The sequence below is a fragment of the Ciceribacter lividus genome (assembly GCF_003337715.1).
GTDB lineage: Bacteria > Pseudomonadota > Alphaproteobacteria > Rhizobiales > Rhizobiaceae > Allorhizobium > Allorhizobium lividum.
In genome coordinates, this window is the sequence record NZ_QPIX01000017.1 from 57,238 (window position 1) to 79,402 (window position 22,165).

18 protein-coding genes and 1 pseudogene are annotated in these 22,165 nt (G+C 63.3%); 14 read left to right on the top strand and 5 right to left on the bottom strand.

Features of this window, described 5'->3' with window-relative positions; all coding sequences use genetic code 11:
- Positions 1-29 precede the first annotated feature (29 nt).
- Genes DFR48_RS21340 through DFR48_RS21350 form a run of 3 tightly spaced genes read left to right on the top strand, consistent with a single transcriptional unit; the run spans position 30 to position 4,062 of the window.
- Positions 30-836, top strand: a complete 807-nt coding sequence (locus tag DFR48_RS21340) for an ABC transporter permease (RefSeq protein ID WP_170141959.1) — start codon at positions 30-32, stop codon at positions 834-836.
- A complete protein-coding gene (locus DFR48_RS21345) occupies positions 833-2,521 on the top strand; it encodes a dipeptide ABC transporter ATP-binding protein (RefSeq protein WP_114365238.1) in 1,689 nt (562 codons plus the stop codon). The genes DFR48_RS21340 and DFR48_RS21345 overlap by 4 nt, the downstream gene beginning before the upstream one ends.
- Before the next feature lie 41 nt (positions 2,522-2,562).
- Complete coding sequence (locus tag DFR48_RS21350; RefSeq protein WP_114365239.1) at positions 2,563-4,062, top strand: ABC transporter substrate-binding protein; 1,500 nt, start codon at positions 2,563-2,565, stop codon at positions 4,060-4,062.
- A 72-nt stretch (positions 4,063-4,134) separates the two neighbouring features.
- On the opposite strand, the gene DFR48_RS21355 is transcribed toward DFR48_RS21350, so the two are convergent.
- The 5 genes and pseudogenes from DFR48_RS21355 to denD all read right to left on the bottom strand — a co-directional run bounded on the left by DFR48_RS21355 (position 4,135) and on the right by denD (position 9,688).
- Positions 4,135-5,034, bottom strand: a complete 900-nt coding sequence (locus tag DFR48_RS21355; protein ID WP_114365261.1) for a carbohydrate ABC transporter permease — start codon at positions 5,032-5,034, stop codon at positions 4,135-4,137.
- Between the two features lie 14 nt (positions 5,035-5,048).
- Positions 5,049-5,984: a carbohydrate ABC transporter permease gene (locus DFR48_RS21360; protein WP_114365262.1), complete on the bottom strand. Its 936-nt coding sequence runs from the start codon at positions 5,982-5,984 to the stop codon at positions 5,049-5,051.
- A gap of 78 nt (positions 5,985-6,062) precedes the next feature.
- Positions 6,063-7,373: an ABC transporter substrate-binding protein gene (locus DFR48_RS21365; protein WP_114365240.1), complete on the bottom strand. Its 1,311-nt coding sequence runs from the start codon at positions 7,371-7,373 to the stop codon at positions 6,063-6,065.
- A 124-nt stretch (positions 7,374-7,497) separates the two neighbouring features.
- Positions 7,498-8,565, bottom strand: a complete 1,068-nt coding sequence (locus DFR48_RS21370; protein ID WP_114365241.1) for an ABC transporter ATP-binding protein — start codon at positions 8,563-8,565, stop codon at positions 7,498-7,500.
- 140 nt (positions 8,566-8,705) lie between these two features.
- A pseudogene (denD, locus tag DFR48_RS21375) lies at positions 8,706-9,688 on the bottom strand (D-erythronate dehydrogenase).
- A 282-nt stretch (positions 9,689-9,970) separates the two neighbouring features.
- Between denD and DFR48_RS21380 the strand changes: the two are divergent.
- The 11 genes from DFR48_RS21380 to DFR48_RS21425 all read left to right on the top strand — a co-directional run bounded on the left by DFR48_RS21380 (position 9,971) and on the right by DFR48_RS21425 (position 22,035).
- Complete coding sequence (locus DFR48_RS21380; RefSeq protein ID WP_114365242.1) at positions 9,971-10,966, top strand: LacI family DNA-binding transcriptional regulator; 996 nt, start codon at positions 9,971-9,973, stop codon at positions 10,964-10,966.
- 84 nt (positions 10,967-11,050) lie between these two features.
- Complete coding sequence (locus DFR48_RS22060) at positions 11,051-11,206, top strand: hypothetical protein (protein ID WP_170141958.1); 156 nt, start codon at positions 11,051-11,053, stop codon at positions 11,204-11,206.
- A gap of 104 nt (positions 11,207-11,310) precedes the next feature.
- Entirely contained in the window at positions 11,311-12,030 is a 720-nt protein-coding gene (locus DFR48_RS21385) for a FadR/GntR family transcriptional regulator (RefSeq protein WP_114365263.1), read from the top strand.
- Entirely contained in the window at positions 12,027-13,199 is a 1,173-nt protein-coding gene (locus tag DFR48_RS21390; protein WP_114365243.1) for a PLP-dependent transferase, read from the top strand. Before DFR48_RS21385 ends, DFR48_RS21390 begins: the two co-directional genes overlap by 4 nt.
- A gap of 37 nt (positions 13,200-13,236) precedes the next feature.
- Complete coding sequence (locus DFR48_RS21395; RefSeq protein WP_114365264.1) at positions 13,237-14,499, top strand: ABC transporter substrate-binding protein; 1,263 nt, start codon at positions 13,237-13,239, stop codon at positions 14,497-14,499.
- A 219-nt stretch (positions 14,500-14,718) separates the two neighbouring features.
- Entirely contained in the window at positions 14,719-15,642 is a 924-nt protein-coding gene (locus DFR48_RS21400; protein ID WP_114365244.1) for a carbohydrate ABC transporter permease, read from the top strand.
- A gap of 4 nt (positions 15,643-15,646) precedes the next feature.
- On the top strand, positions 15,647-16,480 hold the full coding sequence (locus DFR48_RS21405) for a carbohydrate ABC transporter permease (protein WP_114365245.1): 834 nt from the start codon (positions 15,647-15,649) through the stop codon (positions 16,478-16,480).
- 11 nt (positions 16,481-16,491) lie between these two features.
- Complete coding sequence (locus DFR48_RS21410; protein ID WP_114365246.1) at positions 16,492-17,559, top strand: ABC transporter ATP-binding protein; 1,068 nt, start codon at positions 16,492-16,494, stop codon at positions 17,557-17,559.
- 129 nt (positions 17,560-17,688) lie between these two features.
- Positions 17,689-18,690, top strand: coding sequence for a TAXI family TRAP transporter solute-binding subunit (locus tag DFR48_RS21415; RefSeq protein ID WP_114365247.1), 1,002 nt, complete (start codon positions 17,689-17,691; stop codon positions 18,688-18,690).
- Between the two features lie 86 nt (positions 18,691-18,776).
- Entirely contained in the window at positions 18,777-20,858 is a 2,082-nt protein-coding gene (locus DFR48_RS21420; RefSeq protein ID WP_114365248.1) for a TRAP transporter permease, read from the top strand.
- 175 nt (positions 20,859-21,033) lie between these two features.
- Positions 21,034-22,035, top strand: coding sequence for a LysR family transcriptional regulator (locus DFR48_RS21425; protein ID WP_114365249.1), 1,002 nt, complete (start codon positions 21,034-21,036; stop codon positions 22,033-22,035).
- Positions 22,036-22,165: the final 130 nt, after the last annotated feature.

Genomic DNA, 22,165 nt, shown 5'->3' on the forward strand with positions numbered 1-22,165 from the left:
ACAACCTCCCCGCCCGCGCGCCGTTCGTCCTGGTTCGCCGCCATCCGTCGCTGACGATCGGCCTGGCGCTTCTCGGATCGTTCCTGCTCATTGCGCTGCTCGCCCCGCTCATTGCGCCCTACGATCCCATTCTTCAGGCTGCCGGCGAGCGCCTGCAGCCGCCGTCGCTCGCCCATCCCCTCGGCACCGACAATTTCGGACGGGATATCCTCTCGCGGATCGTCTGGGGAACGCGCATCGACCTGCAGATCGCCTTCCTGGGTGTCGCCTTTCCATTCGTCATCGGAACGCTTCTCGGAACCGTCGCCGGCTTCGCAGGCGGCCTTGTCGACGGCATCTTCATGCGTGTGGTCGACATCATCCTTGCGTTCCCCTTCCTGGTGCTGATGCTGTCGATCATCGCCGTTCTCGGGCCGGGTCTCGGAAGCTTCTACATCGCCATGGCGATCGTCGGCTGGGTTTCCTACGCTCGGCTGGTGCGGGCGCAGATCCTCGTGCTGAAGCACAGCGACTATGCGATGGCGGCCGTAAGCCTCGGTTTCGGCCGGCTCCGCATCATGTTCCGTCACCTTCTGCCGAATGCGCTCGCCGGCTCGCTGGTCTTCGTCATGTCGGACGCGGTCCTCGTCCTCCTGAGCGGTGCGGCCATCAGCTATCTCGGCCTCGGCGTCCAGCCGCCGACCGCCGAATGGGGCATCATGGTCGCCGAAGGTCAGCCCTTCGTCACGACCGCCTGGTGGATCACGCTCTTCCCCGGCTTCTCCATCGTAACGCTCGCCTTCGCCTTCAGCCTGCTTGGCGATGCCCTGGGCGACCTCCTTGGAGTGCACGAATGACCGGGCCTCTCCTTTCCATCCGCGATCTGGCCGTCGGATTTCACGGCGAAGCCGGCACGACACCCCTCATCGACAAGGTCTCCCTTGATCTCGGCAGGGGCGAAATTCTCGGCCTCGTCGGAGAAAGCGGCTCCGGCAAGAGCCTGCTCTGCCGTGCCGTCATGGGGCTGCTGCCCTCCACCAGACTCTCGATCGACGGTGGATCGGTGATCTACGAAGGCCGGGACCTGACGAAGCTCACTGTCACCGAACTGCTGCAGGTTCGGGGCCGTGAGATCGGGATGATCTTCCAGAACCCGACCAGTCACCTCGACCCGGTCATGAAGATCGGACACCAGATTGCCGAAGGCATTCGCTTTCATCAGCGGCTCGACGCCGCACAGGCGCGTGCGGCGGCAATCGAGTTGCTGACACAGGTCGGCTTTCCGGATCCCGTGCGCCAGTACGACAACTACCCGCACGAATTCTCCGGCGGCATGCGCCAACGCGCGATGATCGCCGCTGCCCTTTCCTGCCGGCCGAAGATCTTGATCGCCGACGAGCCGACCACTGCACTCGACGTCACCATCCAGGCGCAGATCCTGCAGCTGCTTCTCGACCTGCGCGACCGCTTCGGCCTTTCCGTCATTCTGATTACCCATGACCTCGGCATCGTCGCCCAGACGTGCGACCGTATCGCCGTGATGCGGAACGGCCGCCTGCTCGAGGTGGGGCCGAAGCGGACGATCCTGTCGAGGCCGGTGCACGCCTACACGCAGGAACTGATCGCAAGCCACCCCTCGCTGCCGGTCGAGGAGCACGTCGCCGTCGCGAAGACCGAAGCACCCTCGCCGGTCAAGCCGCGTCCGATCCTGGAAATCGACGACCTGCACGTACGCTTCGTGACGGGCGGTGCCTTCCTTCGTGCAGGGGCGAGGACCGTCAGCGCCGTGAAGGGCGTCAGCCTCCAGGTGATGCCGGGCGAGAGCATCGGCATCGTCGGCGAGTCGGGCAGCGGCAAGAGCACGCTGGCGCGGGCGATCCTCGGGCTCGCTCCGATCTCATCCGGCCACATCACCTTCGACGGAATGGACCTCGCCCTGCAGCCCCGCCCGACGATCGCAAGACTGCGCCGCGAAACGGCGATGGTTTTCCAGGACCCGTTCAACTCACTCAATCCCCGGCTGACCGTCGCCCAGACGCTGGGCGAGGTCCTGAAGGTGCACGGCACGGCTCCGGCGGACATTCCGCGACGCATCGACGAGTTGCTCGACCTCGTGCACCTCGGCCCGGCGTTTGCGAACCGCAAGCCGCGCAGCATGAGCGGCGGCCAGTGCCAGCGCGTGGGGATCGCGCGGGCTCTCGCCGTCAACCCGCGTCTCGTCATCGCCGACGAATGCGTGGCCGCCCTCGACGTCACCATCCAGAAGCAGATCGTCGATCTCTTCGCGGAACTCAAGGACAGGATGAAGCTGACGCTGCTCTTCATCGCCCACGACCTCGCGATCGTGCGCAATCTCTGTGAGAGGGTCGTCGTCATGTATCACGGCGAAATCGTCGAGGAAGGCCGCTCTGCCGACGTCTTCGCCCACCCCGCAAAACCCTATACCGCCGCGCTGATCGGCGCGGTTCCCGACATCAATCCGGACAAGACGCTTCTGGCGCCGTCTTCGCCCGGCGCCTCGATCACAAACCCAGCCGCATGAACAACCAACAAGGGGAACACGGAATGAGAACGAAACACTGGATGAAAGTCGGCCTCGTCGCCGTCATGACGTCGATTTCGGCAGGTGTGAGCCTGGCGGAGGCCGCCGGCGTGCTGACCATCGGCCGACGCGAGGATTCGACCACCTTCGACCCTATCAAGAGCGCCCAGAACGTCGACAACTGGGTGTTTTCCAACGTTTTCGACGTCCTGATCCGGGTCGACAAGACCGGAACGAAGCTGGAGCCGGGTCTGGCCGAGAGCTGGACGATTTCCGATGACGGCCTGACCTACACATTCAAGATCCGCGACGCGAAGTTCTCGGACGGTTCGCCGGTGACCGCGGAGGACGCCGCCTTCTCGCTTCTGCGCATCCGCGACAACGAAGGCTCGCTCTGGAGCGATTCCTACAAGGTCGTCGAGACGGCGGAGGCCGCAGACGAGCACACCCTGGTCGTGAAGCTCAAGACGCCGTCGGCACCCTTCCTGTCCTCGCTGGCACTGCCGAATGTCTCGGTCCTCTCGAAAAAGGCTGTCGAAGCGGGCGAAGAGGCCTTCGGCGAGCTTCCAACCGCGTCGTCGGGCGCCTTCATCGTGAAGGAATGGCGTCGCGGCGACCGCGTGATCCTCGAGAAGAACCCGTATTTCTGGCAGGCCGACCGGGTATCGCTCGACGGCGTGGAATGGATCTCGGTGCCCGACGACAACACGCGCATGCTCAACGTCCAGGCCGGGCAGCTCGATGCTGCGATCTTCGTGCCCTTCTCGCGGGTGGCGGAGCTGCAGAAGGATCCGAACCTCACTGTCCACCTCGACACCTCGACGCGCGAGGATCATCTCCTCATCAACCACGAGCACGGCGACCTCGGGAAAAAGGAAGTCCGTGAAGCCCTCGATTACGCGATCGACAAGAAGGCGGTCGTCGACGCCGTCACCTTCGGTTACGGCAAGGTCGCCAACTCCTACATCCCGGAGGGTGCCCTCTATCACTATGCGGACAACCTTCAGCGGCCGCATGATCCAGAAAAGGCGAAGGAACTGCTCGCTTCGGCCGGTGTCGGCGGCCTGACGCTCACCTATCTCGTCAATGCCGGCAACGAAGTCGACGAACAGATTGCCGTTCTCCTGCAGCAGCAGCTGCTCGAGGCCGGGATCACCGTCAATCTGCAGAAGATGGACCCGAGCCAGACCTGGGACATGCTGGTCGCCGGCGACTACGACCTTTCCGTCATGTACTGGACCAACGACATCCTCGATCCCGACCAGAAGACGACCTTCGTTCTCGGCCACGACACCAACATGAACTACATGACGCGCTACAAGAACGAAAAGGTGAAGGATCTGGTCGCCGCCGCCCGGCTCGAGATGGATCCAGCCAAGCGCGAACAGATGTATGTCGACATCCAGAAGATGGCCAAGGACGACGTCCACTGGATCGATATCTACTACAGCCCCTACATCAACGTCTCGCGCAAGACGATCGAGCACTTCGACCAGAACCCGCTCGGCCGCTTCTTCCTCGAGGACACGGTCAAGAACTGACGCGGCACACTGCCACCGACATTCTTGCGAGGTCCGGCCTGCGCTTCGTCAGGCCGGACCTTCGTTCCTGCGTCATTCCTTCACCGCACCGGTCATCGACGAAACGTAGTAGTCGACGAAGAACGAGTAGAGGATGACCACCGGCAGCGAGCCGAAGAGCGCGCCTGCCATCAGCGATCCCCATTCGAAGATGTCGCCGCGCACGAGCTCCGTCAGCACGCCGACTGGAACGGTCTTGTTCTCCGACGACTGGATGAAGGTGAGCGCGTAGATGAACTCGTTCCACGACAGCGTGAAGGCGAAGATGCCGGCCGAAATCAGTCCCGGCACTGCGAGCGGCAGAATGATCCTGGTGAGGATCTGCAAACGGCTCGCCCCGTCGACCAGCGCGCTCTCCTCCAGCTCGAAGGGAATCGAGCGGAAATAGCCCATCAGCAGCCAGGTGCAGAAGGGAATGAGGAAGGTCGGATAGGTAAAGATCAGCGCCATGCGCGTGTCGTAGATGCCGATCTTGAAGACGATGAAGGCGAGCGGGATGAACAGGATCGACGGCGGCACGAGATAGGCGAGGAAGATCATCAGGCCGACGGAGCGAGAGCCGGTGAAGCGGATGCGCTCGATCGCATAGGCACCGAGCACCGCCGCAAAGAGCGAGAGCGCCGTCGAGGCGACCGCCACCAGCATCGTGTTCCACAGCCATCCGGGATAGGACGTCTCGAAGAGCAGGTACTTGATGTGGTCGAGCGTCGCGCCGACCACCCAGAAGGGGCTGTAATTGTTGTAGTCCGTCAGTTGGGAATTCGGCTTCACCGCCGTGATCGCCATCCAGTAGAAAGGAAAGAGCAGCACGAAGACGAAGACGGCGAGTGGCAGGTAGATCGTCATCACCCGCCGCGGCAGGCTGCTGAGATAGGACATGCCCTGGCTGTCGTCGGTCAGAACGGCCTCGGGAACAGAGCTCTTGGTGTTCATGGTCGGCTCCATTGTCAGTCACCTCCACCCTGCTGCCACTTGCGGCGCTGCAGCCCGAAGAAGGAAAACATGATGGCGGCGAGCAGGAAGGGGATCATGGCGACGGCGATCGCCGCCCCCTCGCCCAGTTGCCCGCCGGGGATTGCACGCTGAAAGGAGAGCGTCGCCATCAGATGCGTGGCATTGACCGGTCCGCCCTTGGTCAGCACATAGATCAGCTGGAAGTCGGTGAAGGTGAAAAGAACCGAGAACGTCATGACGACGGCAATGATCGGCGTCAGCATCGGCAGCGTGACGTAGCGGAAACGCTGCCAGCTGGTGGCGCCGTCGAGCGAGGCGGCTTCCTGCAGGGAGGCCGGAATCGTCTGCAGGCCCGCGAGCAGTGAAATCGCGACGAAGGGGATGCCGCGCCAGACATTGGCGGCGATGACGGAGATCCGCGCATTGGTGGGATCGCCGAGGAAGTTGATCGGCTGGTCGATAAGACCGAGCTTGATGAGCGACCAGGAGATGATCGAGAACTGGGAATCGTAGATCCACCAGAACGCCAGCGCCGACAGCACCGTCGGGACCACCCAGGGAAGCAGCATGATCGCGCGGAAGAACGACTTGAACGGCAGATGCTCGTTGAGGAGCAGGGCCAGCCAGAGGCCGAGCGCGAACTTCAGCACCGAGGCGACCGTCGTATAGAGAACGGTATTGAAGACCGAAAGCCAGAAGACGCTGTCGTCCCAGAGAAACTCGTAGTTTTCGAGGCCGATGAAGATGCCTTCCCTGCCGATCCTCGTATCGGTGAAGCCGAGCCACACGCCGAGCCCCAGCGGATAGGTGAGGAAACAAAGCAGGAAGACCGCGGCCGGCAGCATGAAGAGAAAGCCGAGCACATCCCGATTGTTGCCGAGCCGCGACCAAAGCGAGCGCTGCGGAGGACCGGGATCCGTTGTCGTCATCGTCATCGGTGTTTCACTCCAGAAAAGGATCGGGATGCGGGAGCGCGGGCCTTTCCCGCGCTCCCGAGCGACGTTCGATCAGACGCGGTAGTAGCGGTTCGCCCGCTTTTCAGCCTGCGCAATGGCATCCTCCGGCGTGGCCGCACCCGTGACGACGGAGGCGAACATGTCGACCAGCACGTAGTCGGCCATCACGGCGGCGGATGCATAGCCGAGCGGGCCGGCATAGCCGTTCGGGCGCAAGGTCTCGGAAGCCTTGGCATAGGGCGCGTGGATCGGATTGTCCGTCCAGACCGGATTGTCGGCAAAGGCCTTCAGCGGCTGGCAGCAATAGGCGCTGGAACCCTTGATCCAGGCATTCATCTGGTCGGCTTCCATCATGAACTTGACGTAGGCCTTGGCCGCTTCCGGATATTTCGTGTGGTTGAAGACGAGCAACGAGCTCGTCTGGTGCAGTTCCACGCTCTTGCCCACCGGACCGACCGGGAAGTTGGTGCTGCGCATGTCCTCCATGATCGCGGCAAGGTTGGGGTCCTTCTTGGCGGCGTAGTAGACCGAGACCCCGTTGGCCGTCAGCGATATCTGGCCGGCGAGGAAGGCGCGGTTGTTGTTGATGTCGAGCCAGCTCTCCGTACCGGGAATGAAGGTCGCATAGAGCTCCTTGGCGTAGTTCAGCGCCGCCAGCGTTTCCGGCGAATTGATCGTCACCTGACCGCTTTCGTCCACCATCTTCGCGCCGTGGCTCCAGAGCAGCCAGTGGGCGTAGTTGTTGCCGTCGCCGACAGCCTTGCCGTGCGGGAAGCCGGCCGGCGTTCCCTTGGCCTTCATCGCCTTGCAGAGTTCGAGGAATCCTGCCGTATCCTTCGGGAACTCGCTGAAGCCCGCCGCCTTCATGTGGCTGTCGCGGTAGACGACCGCGTTGCCGATCGCCGTCAGTGGCATGGCGATGAACTTGCCGTCGCGCATCGCATAGCCCTTCAGGCCGTCGTAGAAGCCGCCGTACTTGCCGTCGAGATAGGTGCCAAGCTCGGTCAGATCGACGAGCTTGTCCGGATATTGATGGGCATCGTCGAACCAGCACATCACGAGGTCGGGACCCGAGCCGACATTGGCGGCGACGGCAGCCTTCGGCCGGATGTCCTCCCAGCTTTCCTTGTCGACACGCACTTCGACGCCGGTCGCCTCGGTGAACTTCTTCGTGTTGGCGAGCCATGCCTCCTCGTCACCCTGCACGAAGGGTGCCCAGCGCAGGAGACGCAGGCTGGCACCGGCCTCCGGCGTATAGGTGGGTTCGGCCGCAAGGGCCGGCCGCAGTCCGAACGCCGGAAGACCGCTGGCACCGATGAGGCCGGCAGTGCCGGCAAGGAATGTTCTTCTCTTGATCGTCATGAATGCTCCTCCTCCAAGTACGGGACACTGGTCACGCGACACCGCCTGTCCCGTCGGCGAATGCCGCGGTTTCGTGCTTCACGTCGTGCCGGCAGCTCCTCTCTGCGGGCACAGTCATTCCAGTTCATCCGACGAGCCGCATGCCTGTCTCCTCGTCGAAGAGATGGACATGCGCCGGATCGATGGTGATGCCGATCGGCTCACCCGGCTGCACGTCGATGCGCTCGCGGAAAATGCAGGTGATCTCTCCGCCGCCGAAATTGGCGATGATCTGTGTTTCGTAGCCGGTCGGCTCGGTGACGACGACCTCGGCCTTCAGGCCCTCCCCGCCGAGCTGGATGTATTCCGGGCGCAGGCCGTAGACGAGGCTGCGGCCGACTGCCTGGGCGAAGGGCTTCGCCAGGGGCAGGCGCGTGCCATCGCTCGCCACGAAAACCTGCGGGTTCTCCGGATCCAGCTTGCCCTTGATCATGTTCATGGCGGGCGAGCCTATGAAGCCGGCGACGAAGAGGTTGTCGGGATAGTCGTAGAGTTCGAGCGGCGATCCGATCTGCTCGACGCGGCCGTCATGCATGACCACAATCTTGTCGGCCATGGTCATCGCCTCGATCTGGTCGTGGGTGACGTAGACCGTCGTCGTCTTCAGACGGTGGTGCAGTTCCTTGATCTCGGCGCGCATGGCGACGCGCAGCTTGGCATCGAGGTTCGACAACGGTTCGTCGAACAGGAAGACCTGCGGGTCCCGCACGATCGCGCGCCCCATGGCGACGCGCTGGCGCTGACCACCCGAGAGCTGCCGCGGATAGCGATCGAGCAGGTTCGTCAGACCGAGAATGCCGGCCGCAAAGCTGACGCGCCGGTCGATCTCTTCCTTCGGCGCGGCGTTCAGCATCAGCGAGAATGCCATGTTCCTGGCGACCGTCATATGCGGATAGAGCGCATAGTTCTGGAACACCATGGCGATGTCGCGCTCCTTCGGCGGCAGGCTGTTGACCGTGCGGCCACCGATGCGGATTTCCCCGCCGGATATGTTCTCGAGCCCGGCAAGCATCCGCAGAAGGGTCGATTTTCCGCAACCGGAGGGACCGACGAGGATGACGAACTCGCCGTCCTCGATGTCGATATTCACCCCCTTGATGACGGGAAAGGCGCCGAAGGACTTGCGTACGTCGGCGAACTGGACATTGGCCATGCGTCTCCTCCCAGAGTGCAATCGGTCAGATCTCTTGTTTCTCGCCCTTCCCGGTTGAACGCGGAGCTCCTCAACTCCTGCGCCACCAGAACGGGCAGCATGCTTTCAGCGGCCGGCACCATGCCGACCGGCGTTGGCAATCACGGCAGTCGGCCTCCAAGCTCGTCCTCGACATGGATGCGGATGATCTCGTCGAAGACAGTCTCCGCCCGGAAGCCCAGCGCCGTCGCGCGGCTCGCGTCGAAATTGGTCGGCCAGCCGGCGACGATCCCGGCGATCAGCGGGTCCGGCTCGTGACGGATCAGTGAAACCGCCCTGTCGCCGGCGACGCGCCGCAGGGCCTCGATCTCCTCGCCGACGGTTGCCGAAAGCCCGGGCATGGTGAGGTTGCGGCGCGGGCCGATGAGGCTGGTGTCCATCGTCGCGGCATGGATGAAAAAGCCGACCGCCGAGCGGGGGCTCGCAAACCAGTGTCGGACATCTTCGCCGACCGGCAGAACCGCTTCCTTGCCCGCAAGCGGCTCGCGCAGGATGTTGGAGAAGAAGCCGGATGCCGCCTTGTTCGGCGTCCCCGGGCGAATGCAGATGGTCGGCAGGCGTATGCCGACGCCGTCGAAGATCCCGCGGCGGGAATAGTCAGCCAGCAGCAGTTCGGTGATCGCCTTTTGGGTCCCGTAGCTGGCGGCGTCGTGAAGAAATCCGGCCCGATGATTTCGGGAAACGGTGCGCCGAAGACGGCGATCGAGGATGCGAAGAGAACCCGCGGACGATAGGCTTCCCGTTGCCCTTCGCGCCGGATTGCCTCGAAGAGGGCGCGCGTTCCGTCGAGATTGACCGCGTAGCCCTTGTCGAAATCGGCCTCCGCCTCGCCGGAGACGATCGCCGCCAGATGGAAGATGACGTCGGGGCGGCCCTCGATCAGTCTCGGCGCCGTGCCGGGCGCTGCAAGGTCGACGGTCAGCGCGGTCGTGGCCGACTGCAGTGCGGCAGGAACCATCGGCGCGACCGCGTCAGCCAGCGTCAGGCGCCCGATCTCGCTGCCGAGGACGGAGGGCGAAGCGGCGAGTCGTTCGACGAGCTTGCGACCGATCATGCCGGCGGCACCGATCACGAGAACATGCATCTGCGGCTCCCCTCCCCCGTATGTGCTGCGGTTCTTCCTCTCGGGCTCGAAGGACCTTCGTCCGGTCGAGACCCGCCTCCCCTTCTCACTGCGTATCGCGAGAACGCTACGCTGAGGCAGCGGCGTCTCTTGCACTCGTTCGCTGACACCGTTATCGGTACCGGTATCGATACCGCCAACCTAGGTCGACCAAGTCGCTCTTGTCAACGCGGGTTCGGTTTGCTTTGCCCACGGCGACATTCACATCAGCGCGGGTCGGCGGAACGACCGGTAGGATCCAGTATGCGAAGACCCACTCTCGAAGAAGTCGCCGCGGCGGCCGGCGTTTCCAAGATGACCGCCTCGCGCGCGCTCCGGGGCGCGGCTGACGTTTCGAAAGAGACGATTACCAGGGTCACGCAGGCGGCCGAACGGGTCGGCTATGTCGGCAACCGGCTGGCGCTTTCGCTTTCCTCGAGACGGACCAATCTCATCGGCGTGGTCGTGCCCAGCATGTCGAACATCGTCTTCCCGGAAGTGCTCGCAGGCATCAGCGAGGCCCTGGAGGGGACAGGCATGCAGGCCGTCTTCGGTCTGACCGACTATGACCCCGGCAAGGAACGCGAGGTCATCCGCAACATGCTCTCCTGGCGGCCGGCGGCCATGATCGTCACGGGCCTCGACCAGCCGGAGGAGACCGTCAAGCTTCTGAAGCAGGCCGACATTCCAGTCATCCAGATCATGGATATCGACGGCACGCCGATCGACTATTGCGTCGGGCTCTCGCACACTGCGGCGGGCGAGGAGATGGGACGGGCGCTCCTCGCGGAGGGGCGGCGAAAGTTCGGCTATGTCGGCAGCAGGCTCGACCGGGACCAACGTGCCAGCCGGCGCAAGGCGGGGTTCGAGCGCGCACTGGCCGAGGCCGGACTGCGATTTTCCCTGGAAAAGGTGGGCGACCAGGTCTCCTCTGCGGTTCTGGGCAAGCGGCTGACGATGGCGCTGCTCGCCGAGCGGGGCGACCTCGACTGCATCTACTATTCGAACGACGACATGGCCGCGGGCGGCCTCTTCGCCTGCATCGAGCACGGCATTTCCGTGCCCGGCACGATCCTGCTGGCAGGCTTCAACGGGCTGGAGTTGACCGACGCCCTGCCCGCGGCAATCGCGACCTCCTACTCACCGCGCCGGGAGATCGGCCGGACGGCGGCAAGCCTTGCCTTGCGCGCCCTTAGTGATGCCGGGGAGAACCAAGAGCGGATGGTCGTGCTGTCACCGAGGCTTTCGCTCGGACGGTGAGCGCGCGACGGGCCGGTCGGGATCGGCCTGATCCTGAAACGCCGGCGGGCGCGCGTCCTGGCAATCGCGATAGCGGCGGCGAACGTGCTTATTCCTGCCGGCCTTGGTGTCTGGATCCTCGCCGACAGGCCCTATGAACTGCAAACCGTCGTCGCCATGAGTTTTCGCACCGTGTTCTGGCTCGCCGCCGGACTCGTCTCCCTTCCTGGACGTGATACCGGCCCGCAGAGCCGTCGCTGACGAGAGCTGCACGCACCGTCCCCACGCATCTTTCATCTTGCCGGTTGACTCATCGACGTGAACGAGAAATGCTATGATGTCAGACCAATTTGAAGCCGACATCGATGACGACACCGAATACCAAGCCGCTGATAGCCCCCCTTCCGCCGATGGACCGCGCGCGGCAGGTAACCGAATCGCTCGCCCGCTACATCGACCAGGCGCGTCTTGCTGCCGGTGACCGGTTGCCCGCGGAGCGGGAGCTCATGGCGGCGCTTGGCGTCGGCCGCTCGACGATCCGCGAGGTGATCCGCCATTTCCAGGCGCTCGGCGTCATGGAAACCCGCAAGGGCAGCGGCACCTATCTCCTGAAGCCGATCACATCCGCCACGATCCACATGCCGCTCTCCGTCGAAACCGCGAACGTGCGCGATGCACTCCTGCAAACGCTCGAAGTGCGCCGCGGCATCGAATGCGAGGCCTGCATGGTGGCGGCCCGCCGCCGCACGGCAAACGACATCGCCAACATGGAAGCCAAACTCGACGAGATGGAGCGGGTCCACCTCCTGAAGGGAACCGCGGGCGAGGAGGACCTCGCCTTCCATCTCGCGATCTACGATGCCACCCACAATCCGCTGTTCCGCCAGCTGCTCGAGCAGATGCGCGAAGCCTTCGAGCGCTTCTGGGAAAAGCCTTTCGACCGGCCGGACTTCGCCCGGAGATCCTTTCCCTATCACCGCACGCTGTTCAACGCGATCGTCGCCCAGGACACCGAAGCCGCGCGACGCGAAACGCTGAAGATCCTCGACGTCGTCGAGGAAGACATCAAGGAAATGTCCAAATGATCGACGGCCCGAATCCGTTCGACGATGCTTCTCTGGTCGTCGCACACGACGACAGCAATGCCTTCGAGGCCGTCGTGCCGCCGATCGTGCAAACCTCGCTCTTCACCTTCGAGACCGTCGACGAGATGATCGCGACCTATCGCGGAGAAAAGAACCGCCCGGTCTATTCGCGCGGGCTCAACCCGACCGTACGGCATTTCGAAGAAATGCTGGCAAAACTCGAAGGCGGCGAGGACGCGCTGGGCTTCGGAAGCGGAATGGCGGCGATCTCCTCCACTGTGCTCACCTTCGTGGAGCCGGGTGACCGCATCGTCGCGGTTAAGCATCTCTACCCGGATGCCTTCCGCCTCTTCGGAACGCTCCTGAATCGCATGAAGATCGAGGTCGCCTATGTCGACGGCACCGACGAGGAGGCCGTCGAGAAATCGATGCCGGGGGCGAAGCTCTTCTACATGGAAAGCCCGACCAGCTGGATCATGGAGACCCATGACGTCGCCGCACTCGCGGCGATCGCCCGGAAACACGGCGTCCTGACCGTCATCGACAACAGCTGGGCGAGCCCCGTCTTCCAGCGCCCGCTGTCGCTCGGCGTCGATCTCGTGCTGCACTCGGCCTCCAAATATCTGGGCGGTCACAGCGACGTCGTCGCCGGCGTCGTCACCGGTCCGAAGGCGCTCGTCGACCGTATCCGCGGCGAGAGCCTCCCCTATCTCGGCGGCAAGATGTCTCCCTTCGATGCCTGGCTGCTGATCCGCGGGCTTCGAACGCTGCCGATCCGCATGAAGGCGCACGAGGCAGCCGGCCTCGAGATTGCACGACGTTTGAAGGCGCGTCCCGAGGTCGAGCAGGTCAACCATCCGGGCCTTGCAAACCAGTTGCCGCCGGGGCTCACCGGCACCTCGGGTCTCTTCTCCTTCGTCTTCCGTGACGGCGTCGACATCCGCGCCTTCGCCGACCGTCTCGAACTCTTCAAGCTCGGCGTCAGCTGGGGCGGACACGAAAGCCTGATCGTCCCGGGCGAGGTCGTGCTGCAGCAAAAGGCCCAACCGAATTCCGCGCATGCTTTCGGCATGAACCCGCGGTCCGTGCGTCTCCATGTCGGCCTCGAAGGAACGGAGGCCCTGTGGAGTGACCTGGAGACGGCGATCAACGCCGCCCGCAAGACCTGACGTGCCTATCAACCCAAGAACAAGAGGGGGAATGACCATGAAGACACTTCTGACTGCTGCCCTGATGAGCGCCCTGATGGCGGGAACGGCGCTCGCCGACACGACGCTGAAGCTCGTGGAAGTCATCACGAGCCCAGAGCGCACCGACACCTTGAAATCTATCGTTTCGACGTTCGAGGCCGACAATCCCGGCGCCAAGGTCGAGATCATCTCGCTGCCCTGGGGCGAGGCCTTCCAGAAGTTCGCCACCATGGTCTCGGCCGGCGAAATCCCGGACGTCATGGAAATGCCGGACACCTGGCTCTCGCTCTACGCCAATAACGGCATGATCGAGAGCCTCGAGCCCTATCTGAAGGAATGGAACCAGACCGCAGACCTCTCGGAGCGCGCCCTCGAACTCGGTCGTGACGTCAACGACGCGGCCTACATGCTGCCCTACGGCTTCTATCTGCGCGCCATGTTCTACAACAAGAAGCTGCTCTCCGAGGCCGGCGTTTCCGAACCGCCGAAGACCATGGACGAGTTCGCCGAGGCCGCGAAGAAGGTCTCTGACCTTCCCGGCAAGTACGGTTACTGCCTTCGCGGCGGGCCGGGCGGCTTGAACGGCTGGGTGATGTTCGGCGCCTCCATGGCCGGCAACAACGCCTTCTTCACCGAGGACGGCACCTCGACCTTCAATTCCGAAGGCTGGGTCAAGGGCCTCACCTGGCTCATCGACCTCTACAAGAACGGCTACGCGCCGAAGGACAGCGTCAACTGGGGCTTCAACGAGATCGTCGCCGGCTTCTACAGCGGCACCTGCGCCTTCCTCGACCAGGATCCGGACGCCCTCATCGCGATCGCCCAGCACATGAATGCCGACGACTACGGCGTCATGACGATGCCGAAGGGACCGGACGGCAAGACCTTCCCGACCATCGGCTATGCCGGCTGGTCGATGATGTCGGCGAGTGAAAACAAGGACCTCGCCTGGAAACTGATCGCGACACTCGAAGGCAAGGAAGGCAACATCGAGTGGAACAAGCGGACCGGCGCTCTGCCAGCGCTGAAGTCCGCTGAAAACGACCCGTTCTATTCGAGCCCGCAGTTCAAGGGATGGTTCGAGGAACTCTCCGACAAGGACGCGGTCCCGACCGTCATGCCGACGCATCTGGAAGAGTTCGCCTTCTTCAAGGACTCGCTGGTGATCAAGACCTCGCAGCAGGCGCTCCTCGGTGACATCACCCCGCAGGAACTGGCGGACCAGTGGGCCGACTACCTGACAAAGGCCCAGCAGAAATATCTGGCGAAGTCGAAGTAGTGGCTGAACAGCCACCCCTCCCCACCCCCTCCCCACAAGGGGGAGGGGCTTTGGTCGCGGGACCGTCGCGTCCCGATGGCCGGGTGGAGGTCATGGCCCGGCAGGCAGAGGGGAATTCTCCTGCTCCGCCTGCCGAGATGAGTGAATACAAAGCAGAACCGATCAGGCAGGGCTTTGCCTGTTCCCTGTGAGCCAGCTACCCCGAACGGAACGCCGCCGATGACCTCGCCTGCCCACGCCGATGACCGGAGATCGCTGATGAAGCGATTGGCCGATGCGTCGGAACCCTATCTCTATAGCGCACCGGCGCTCGTCCTGATCGTCGCCGTCATGCTGGTGCCGCTGGCGCTCGGCATTTCCTACGCCTTCCGCGACATCCAGCTGCTCAACCCGTTTTCGGGCGGCTTTATCGGCCTTGATCATTTCCGCGCGCTCGGCCGGGACCAGGATTTCTACCGGGCGCTGAAGAACACGCTCTGGTGGACGGGCGCATCCGTCGCCCTGCAGTTCGTCTTCGGCCTGATCCTCGCCCTGCTGCTCGACAAGCCGTTTTACGGCCGTGGGCTGGCGCAGGCGCTCGTCTTCCTGCCCTGGGCCGTACCGAGCTTTCTCGCCGGCCTCAACTGGGCGTGGCTGTTCAATCCGGTGATCGGCCCCCTGCCCCAATGGCTTTATGCGCTCGGCGTCCTCGCCGAACCGAACAATATCCTCGCCGACCCGGCGCTCGCCATGTGGGGACCGATCGCCGCCAATGTCTGGTGGGGCATACCCTTCTTCGCCATCACGCTTCTTGCCGCTCTTCAGGCGATCCCGCGCGACCTCTACGAAGCCGCCGCCATCGACGGCGCCGGCCCCGTCCAGCGCTTTCTGTCGATCACACTGCCCTTCCTCGCGCCGACCATCGCAATCACGGTCCTGCTGCGCACCGTCTGGGTCTCGAACTTCGCCGACCTCATCATCGTCATGACCAATGGCGGGCCGGCCGACCGGACGCAGATCGTCGCCTCCTATATCTTCACCCAGGCCTTCAAGCGGCTCGATTTCGGTTATGCCTCAGCGATCGCGCTGGTGCTGCTCGTGCTGCTGCTTGCCTATTCCATGCTGATCGTGCTGCTTCGCCAGTCGCTTCTGAACAAGGGCTGAGACCATGAGGCCATCCCGCATTCTCCTCACCGTCGCCCATCGTCTCGCGATCCTCTGTTATGTCGCCGTCGCGCTCTTTCCGCTGTTCTGGCTTTTGAAAGTATCGGTCACGCCGAACAGGCTGCTCTACAGTGAGGGCGTGCGCATGTGGCCCTCCGAGATGACTCTCGAACACTTCACCTTCGTCATCGCCCACAGCGCCTTCCCGACCTTCTTCAAGAACAGCCTGATCGTTTCCGGCGCTACCGCGCTCGTCGTCACCGTGCTCGCCTCCCTCTCCGGCTATGCGCTGTCGCGCTTTTCCTTCCGGGCAAAGTACTGGATCGTCGCGCTGATGCTGCTCACCCAGATGTTCCCGCTGGTCATGCTGGTCGCGCCGATCTTCAGGATACTCTCGCCGCTCGGGCTGACCAACAGCCTCACCGGTCTCGTCATCGTCTACTCCGCGTTCAATGTCCCCTTCGCGACCTTCCTGATGCAATCCTTCTTCGACGGGATCCCGAAGGATTTGGAAGAAGCCGCGATGATCGACGGCGCCACCCAGTTCGTCGCCTTCCGGCAGATCATCCTGCCGCTGACGCTGCCCGGCATCGCGGCGACGCTCGGCTTCGTCTTCACCGCCGCCTGGAGTGAGCTGCTCTTCGCCCTGATGCTGATCTCCGGCAACGACGCGGCGACGTTCCCGGTCGGACTTCTGTCCTTCGTATCCAAATTCTCCGTCGACTTCGGGCAGATGATGGCGGCGGGCGTGCTGGCGCTCATCCCGGCCTGCCTCTTCTTCCTCCTCATCCAGCGCTATCTCGTGCAGGGCCTGACGGCCGGCGCGGTCAAAGGCTGAAAGGGTTACCCATGGCTTCCATCGATATATCCGGCGTCCGGAAGAGTTACGGCCACTTCCCCGTTCTGCACGGCGTGGATCTCACTATCAGGAATGGCGAATTCATCGTGCTGGTCGGTCCCTCCGGCTGCGGCAAGTCCACGCTTCTGCGCATGATCGCCGGGCTGGAAGAGGTAACGGCGGGGGAAATCCGCATCGCTGACAGGCGGGTGAACGAGCTGGCGCCGAAGGACCGGGACATCGCGATGGTGTTCCAGTCCTATGCGCTCTATCCCCACATGTCGGTCGCCGAGAACATGAGCTACAGTCTGAGGCTGCGGAAGACGGCAAAGGAAAAGATCACGCGCGTCGTCGCGGACGCTGCCACCAAGCTCGGTCTCGATCCCCTGCTCGCGCGCCGCCCGAAGGCGCTCTCGGGCGGACAGCGCCAGCGCGTCGCCATGGGGCGGGCGATCGTTCGCCAGCCGAAGGCCTTTCTCTTCGACGAACCGCTCTCCAACCTCGACGCGCGTCTGCGCGAACAGATGCGCGCCGAGATCAAGAAGCTGCACGGCGAACTCGGCGCCACCTCGATCTACGTGACCCACGACCAGATCGAGGCCATGACACTTGCCGACCGCATCGTCGCCATGCATGGCGGCATTGTCCAGCAGGTGGGCTCCCCCCTCGATCTCTACGATCGTCCGGCCAATCTCTTCGTTGCCGGGTTCATCGGTTCCCCGGGGATGAACTTCATGAAGGGACGCTACATGAGCGCCGGCGACACCGCGACCGTCGTCCTTGCCGACGGATCTCCCGTTGTCGTCGAGCTGAGAGGCAGCCTCGATACCGGCACCGAAGTGACCCTCGGCATTCGCCCCGAGCACGTCGTCATCTCCCCGACCGGCGCCATCGAGGCCGAGCTCGAACTGGTCGAGCCGACCGGCTTCGGCATCATCATGCACCTCTCGCTGCATGGCCTGCCGTTCAAGATCTTCACGACCGACCGCTCGGTTCTCGGTGCCGGGTCGAGGGTCCGCGCCGACTTCCCGAAAGATCGCCTGCACGTCTTCGATGCGGGTGGCAATCGGGCGGACTAGGTGCCCTGCCTGCCGAAGCCGATCGGCGCGAGAGTGTCTATCGCGAAGCAACTCTGCCTTGCACCACCGTCCAAGGCCCCCTAAGCTCGCGCAAGCGACTGCAACGATTGAAGGAGGGAAGAAACGACCATGAAACACGTCAATATTCTCGCAGGCGCCGTCCTGGCGCTGGGTCTCGCCGCAACGGCCGCAGCACAGCAGATGGCCTTCTTCCGTATCGGCACGGGCGGCACCGCCGGCACCTACTATCCGATCGGCGGGCTGCTGGCGAACGCCATCTCGAGCCCGCCCGGTTCGCGCTCCTGCGAGGAGGGTGGCGCCTGCGGCGTTCCGGGCCTCGTTGCATCGGCACTCTCGTCGAACGGCTCCGTCGCCAACATCAATGCGATCGCCGGCGGCTCTCTGGAGTCCGGATTCGCCCAGTCGGACGTCGCCACCTGGGCCTACAGCGGCACCGGCATCTGGGAGGGCAAGCCCCCGGTCGAGAAGCTCCGGGCAATCGCCGATCTCTATCCGGAAAGCATTCACCTCATCGCAAGCGCCGGTTCGGGCATCAAGAGCGTGGCCGATCTCAAGGGAAAGCGCGTCTCGCTCGATGAGCCGGGCTCCGGCACGCTCGTCGACGCCCGCCTCATTCTCGAAGGCTACGGCCTGTCCGAATCGGATATCTCGGCCGAGTTCCTGAAGCCGGACCAGGCAGCGGACCGCATGCGCGACGGCGCCATGGACGCCTTCTTCTTCGTGGGCGGCTATCCGGCGGGGGCGATCGCCGAACTCGCGAGCCAGCATGATGTGAAGCTGGTGCCAATCTCCTGCGATGAGGCGCCGATCATCTGTGAGAAGTACACCTTCTTTGGAGGCGACACTGTGCCGGGCGGAACCTATGAAGGGAACCCGGACGACGTGAAGACCCTTGCCGTCGGCGCGCAATGGATCACCAGCGCCGATCAGCCGGAAGACCTGGTCTACGGCATCACCAAGGCGCTCTGGAACGACAATACGCGCAAGCAGCTCGACGCCGGACATGCCAAGGGCAAGGCCATCGTCAAGGAGAATGCCCTCAAGGGCGTCGGCATTCCGCTGCATCCGGGCGCGGAGAGGTTCTACAAGGAAGCCGGGCTCCTGAAGTAAGGCACGAACCTGGTATCTTCAGTACAGCAATGCGACCGGGCCGCGCAGTCCATGCGCGGCCCGCGGTTTCCGAGGAGACAGCCGCCATGACCGCAAACACGGACAGACCAGACGCGACCGACGATGTGCGGCATCTGACACCGGACGAGTTGCAGGCGATCGAAGAGACTTACGATCCGGAGCTTCGCTTCCGTGTGCTCGCATGGCCGCTGACGATCATCGCCGCCACGATCCTGTTTCTGCTCTCCTGCTATCATTACTACACCGCGGGTTTCGGCATACCGCAGGCGACGGTTCATCGCGGCCTGCACCTCGGCGTCACGCTGCTCATTGTCTTTCTGAGTTTCTCGGCTTTCGGAAAGAAGGAGATCAGGCCGAGCGTCACGGCGCCGTTCGGGCTCCCGGTGGCGGACTGGATCCTTGGCGTCGCGGGACTTCTGGTGGCCCTTTATGTTCCCTGGATATACAGCGAACTGGCGTTCCGAGTCGGCAATCCGCTGCCCATCGACGTCGCCATGGGTACGATCCTGATCGTCGTGCTGCTCGAGGCGGTTCGTCGATCGATGGGCTGGCCGCTGCCGGTGATCGCGATCCTCTTCATCGCCTACGCCTACTTCGGCAAGTCGATGCCCGGCATCTTGGTGCATCCGGGCGCAAGCTGGTCGAACATCGTCAATCATCTCTATCTCACCTCGCAGGGCATTTACGGGACGGCGCTCGGCGTGATCGCGACCTATGTCTTCCATTTCGTCCTGTTCGGGGTGATGGCAACGCGAATTGGCCTCGGGCAGCTCTTCATCGACGTGGCCTCGGCGCTTGCCGGCCGCTATGCCGGCGGACCGGCCAAGGTATCGGTCGTTTCGTCCGCGCTGCTCGGGTCGATCTCCGGATCGTCCATCGCCAACACAGTCACGACCGGTGCTCTCACGATCCCGGCCATGATCCGGATCGGCTATCCGCGTCATTTCGCGGCCGCCGTCGAGGCCGCCGCCTCGACCGGCGGTCAGATCACGCCGCCGGTCATGGGAGCCGTCGCGTTCCTGATGATCGAATATCTCGGCCTGCCGCTGACGACGATCCTGACGGCAGCCCTCGTTCCCGCCTTCATGCACTTCTTCGGCGTGCTGGTGCAGGTACACCTCGAAGCACGGCGGCTCGGTCTCAGGGGCCTTTCCTCCGCCGAATTGCCGAATGCTTGGAAGGTCCTGAAGGAGGGTTGGCTGACGGTGGTGCCGCTCGTCATCCTGATTGCGGTGCTGTTGTCCGGCCGCACACCGTTTGCGGCCGCGTTCTGGTCGATCACCGCCTGCGTCGCGGTACTGATCATCCAGCAGGTTCGAGTGCACGGCGTGGTGAACGGTCTGCATGGGACAGCCCGCGGCCTTTGGGAGGGTTTCATCCTGGGCGCGCGGCAGTCGCTCTCCGTTACCGCAGCGGCAGCCCTCGTCGGGGTGGTAATTGGCGTGGTGACCCTGACCGGCGTCGGCTTCAAAATCGCTTACATGGTGACCAGCATCGCCCAGGACTGGGCCGGCTCGGTGCACGCGACGCTCGGCTTCCTGCCCTTCGAAATGATGACGGTCCCTACCCTGACGCTGCTCTTCACGCTCATCCTGACGGCGGTCGTCTGCATCCTCATGGGTTGCGGCATTCCGACGACAGCCAACTACATAATCATGGTCGCTGTCGCCGCCCCGATCCTCGGCCTCCTCGGCGTGCAGCAACTGGTCGCACATTTCTTCGTCTTCTACTACGGAGTGCTTGCGGACGTGACCCCGCCCGTCGCCATGGCCGCCTATGCGGGCGCCGGGATTGCGGGGGCCAACGCGTTCAAGGCGGGCAACACCGCTTTCCGGCTCAGCATGGGCAAGGCCCTCGTTCCCTTCGTCTTCGCCTTCCAGCCGGCCCTGCTGCTGGTGACCGACGGCTTCACATGGGCGAATTTCTTCCTCGCCTTCGGCGGCACCGTCCTCGGCATCGTCGTGCTTGCGGCTGCGGTCTCCAACTGGCTCTTCGCCCCGCTCTACTGGTTCGAGCGGATTGCCCTCGTCTTTTCGGCGATCCTGCTTGTGGCACCCGACCTGACGGCGACCGTGATCGGAATACTGCTCGTCGCACCCGTCGCCGCCCGGCAGTTGCTCGGCAAGCGCCGCGCTCCCTTAAGGTAGGCGGCTTTTCTTGCGGCAATTTCAGTGCGTTTACCGAGGGTGCCGCAAAATGCGTTTGCCGTTGGGGCCGACCGGATCTGACTTTGCACATGCACGCGAAATAATGTTTTCATTGCAGATGCCTTGAGTTTGCACGGATGAACCGTGCTCTGCGTGTCGCATGTCGGGGGGAACAATGAAGGATAGCAGCGGCGGCGCCATCCGCTCACGAGCGGAAACGGACACGCGAACCGGTGTCAGAGCCGGGCTCACCTTGCGTCAGATCGAAGTCATACGCGCAGTCATGATCGCCGGCACAATCGCAGGTGCTGCGCGCCTGATGAACGTTGCCCAGCCCGGCGTCAGCCGGACGATGAAACACATCGAAGGCTCGCTCGGCATCAAGCTCTTCGTCAAGAAGGCCGGACGCCACGTCCCGACTGACGAAGCACGCGATATCTTCGCGCAATTGCAGGAAGTGCATCGCAAGGTGGACGACCTCCAGTACTCGATCGGGCGGCTGGAGCGTGGATTGGGCGTTGAACTCGCAATCGGTTCGGTGCCTAGCATCGCCACCGTCATGGCGCCCGAGGCGGTTGCGAAACTCATGCGCTTCTGCCCCGACATCAAGGTCAATTTCGATATTCTCAAGATCGAGGAGGCCATCGATTATCTGTTGCTCGGCAAGGGCGAAGTGGTCGCCATGAGCTACAAGCTGTCTCACCCCTCGATCACCTTTGAGCCGCTGTCGAAGGGGCATCTGGTCTGCATCACAGCCAAGGAGCATCCGCTGGCCAGCCGCTCCATGGTGTCGGCGCGAGAGATCGCCGAATACCCACTGATCGGAATTGACCCGCGCGACCCCTATGGCGCGATCATGGCGGGAATATTCGAGCGCGAAGGACTGCGATACGACATCCCGATCCGGGCCCGGTTCGGCACCACCGTTTGCGCATTGGTCAAACGCAACCTGGGAGTCGCGGTCATAGACGCTTTCACGGTGGGCGACATGGAAAACCAAGGGATCGCGATTATTCCGATCAGCGAGGATACCGTCTTCCAGACCTACGTCGCTTATCGCGCGGATGCCGACCTTTCGAGCTACGCAGAACGGTTCGTGGCGATCCTGCGCCGTGAAATGGACGAACTCATCCATCGGGCGCAGATGTCGCGCAAATCCATAACAAAATGGTACTGATAATGCAATAAAGAGTATTTGCGTTATGGATCAAAACTTGACAATCATTAGGCGTTTACGACGTCACTGACGACTGCGGCCGAGCGGAAAGAGGATCCGCCGGTTACTACGGAGAACAAAGCAAAACCTT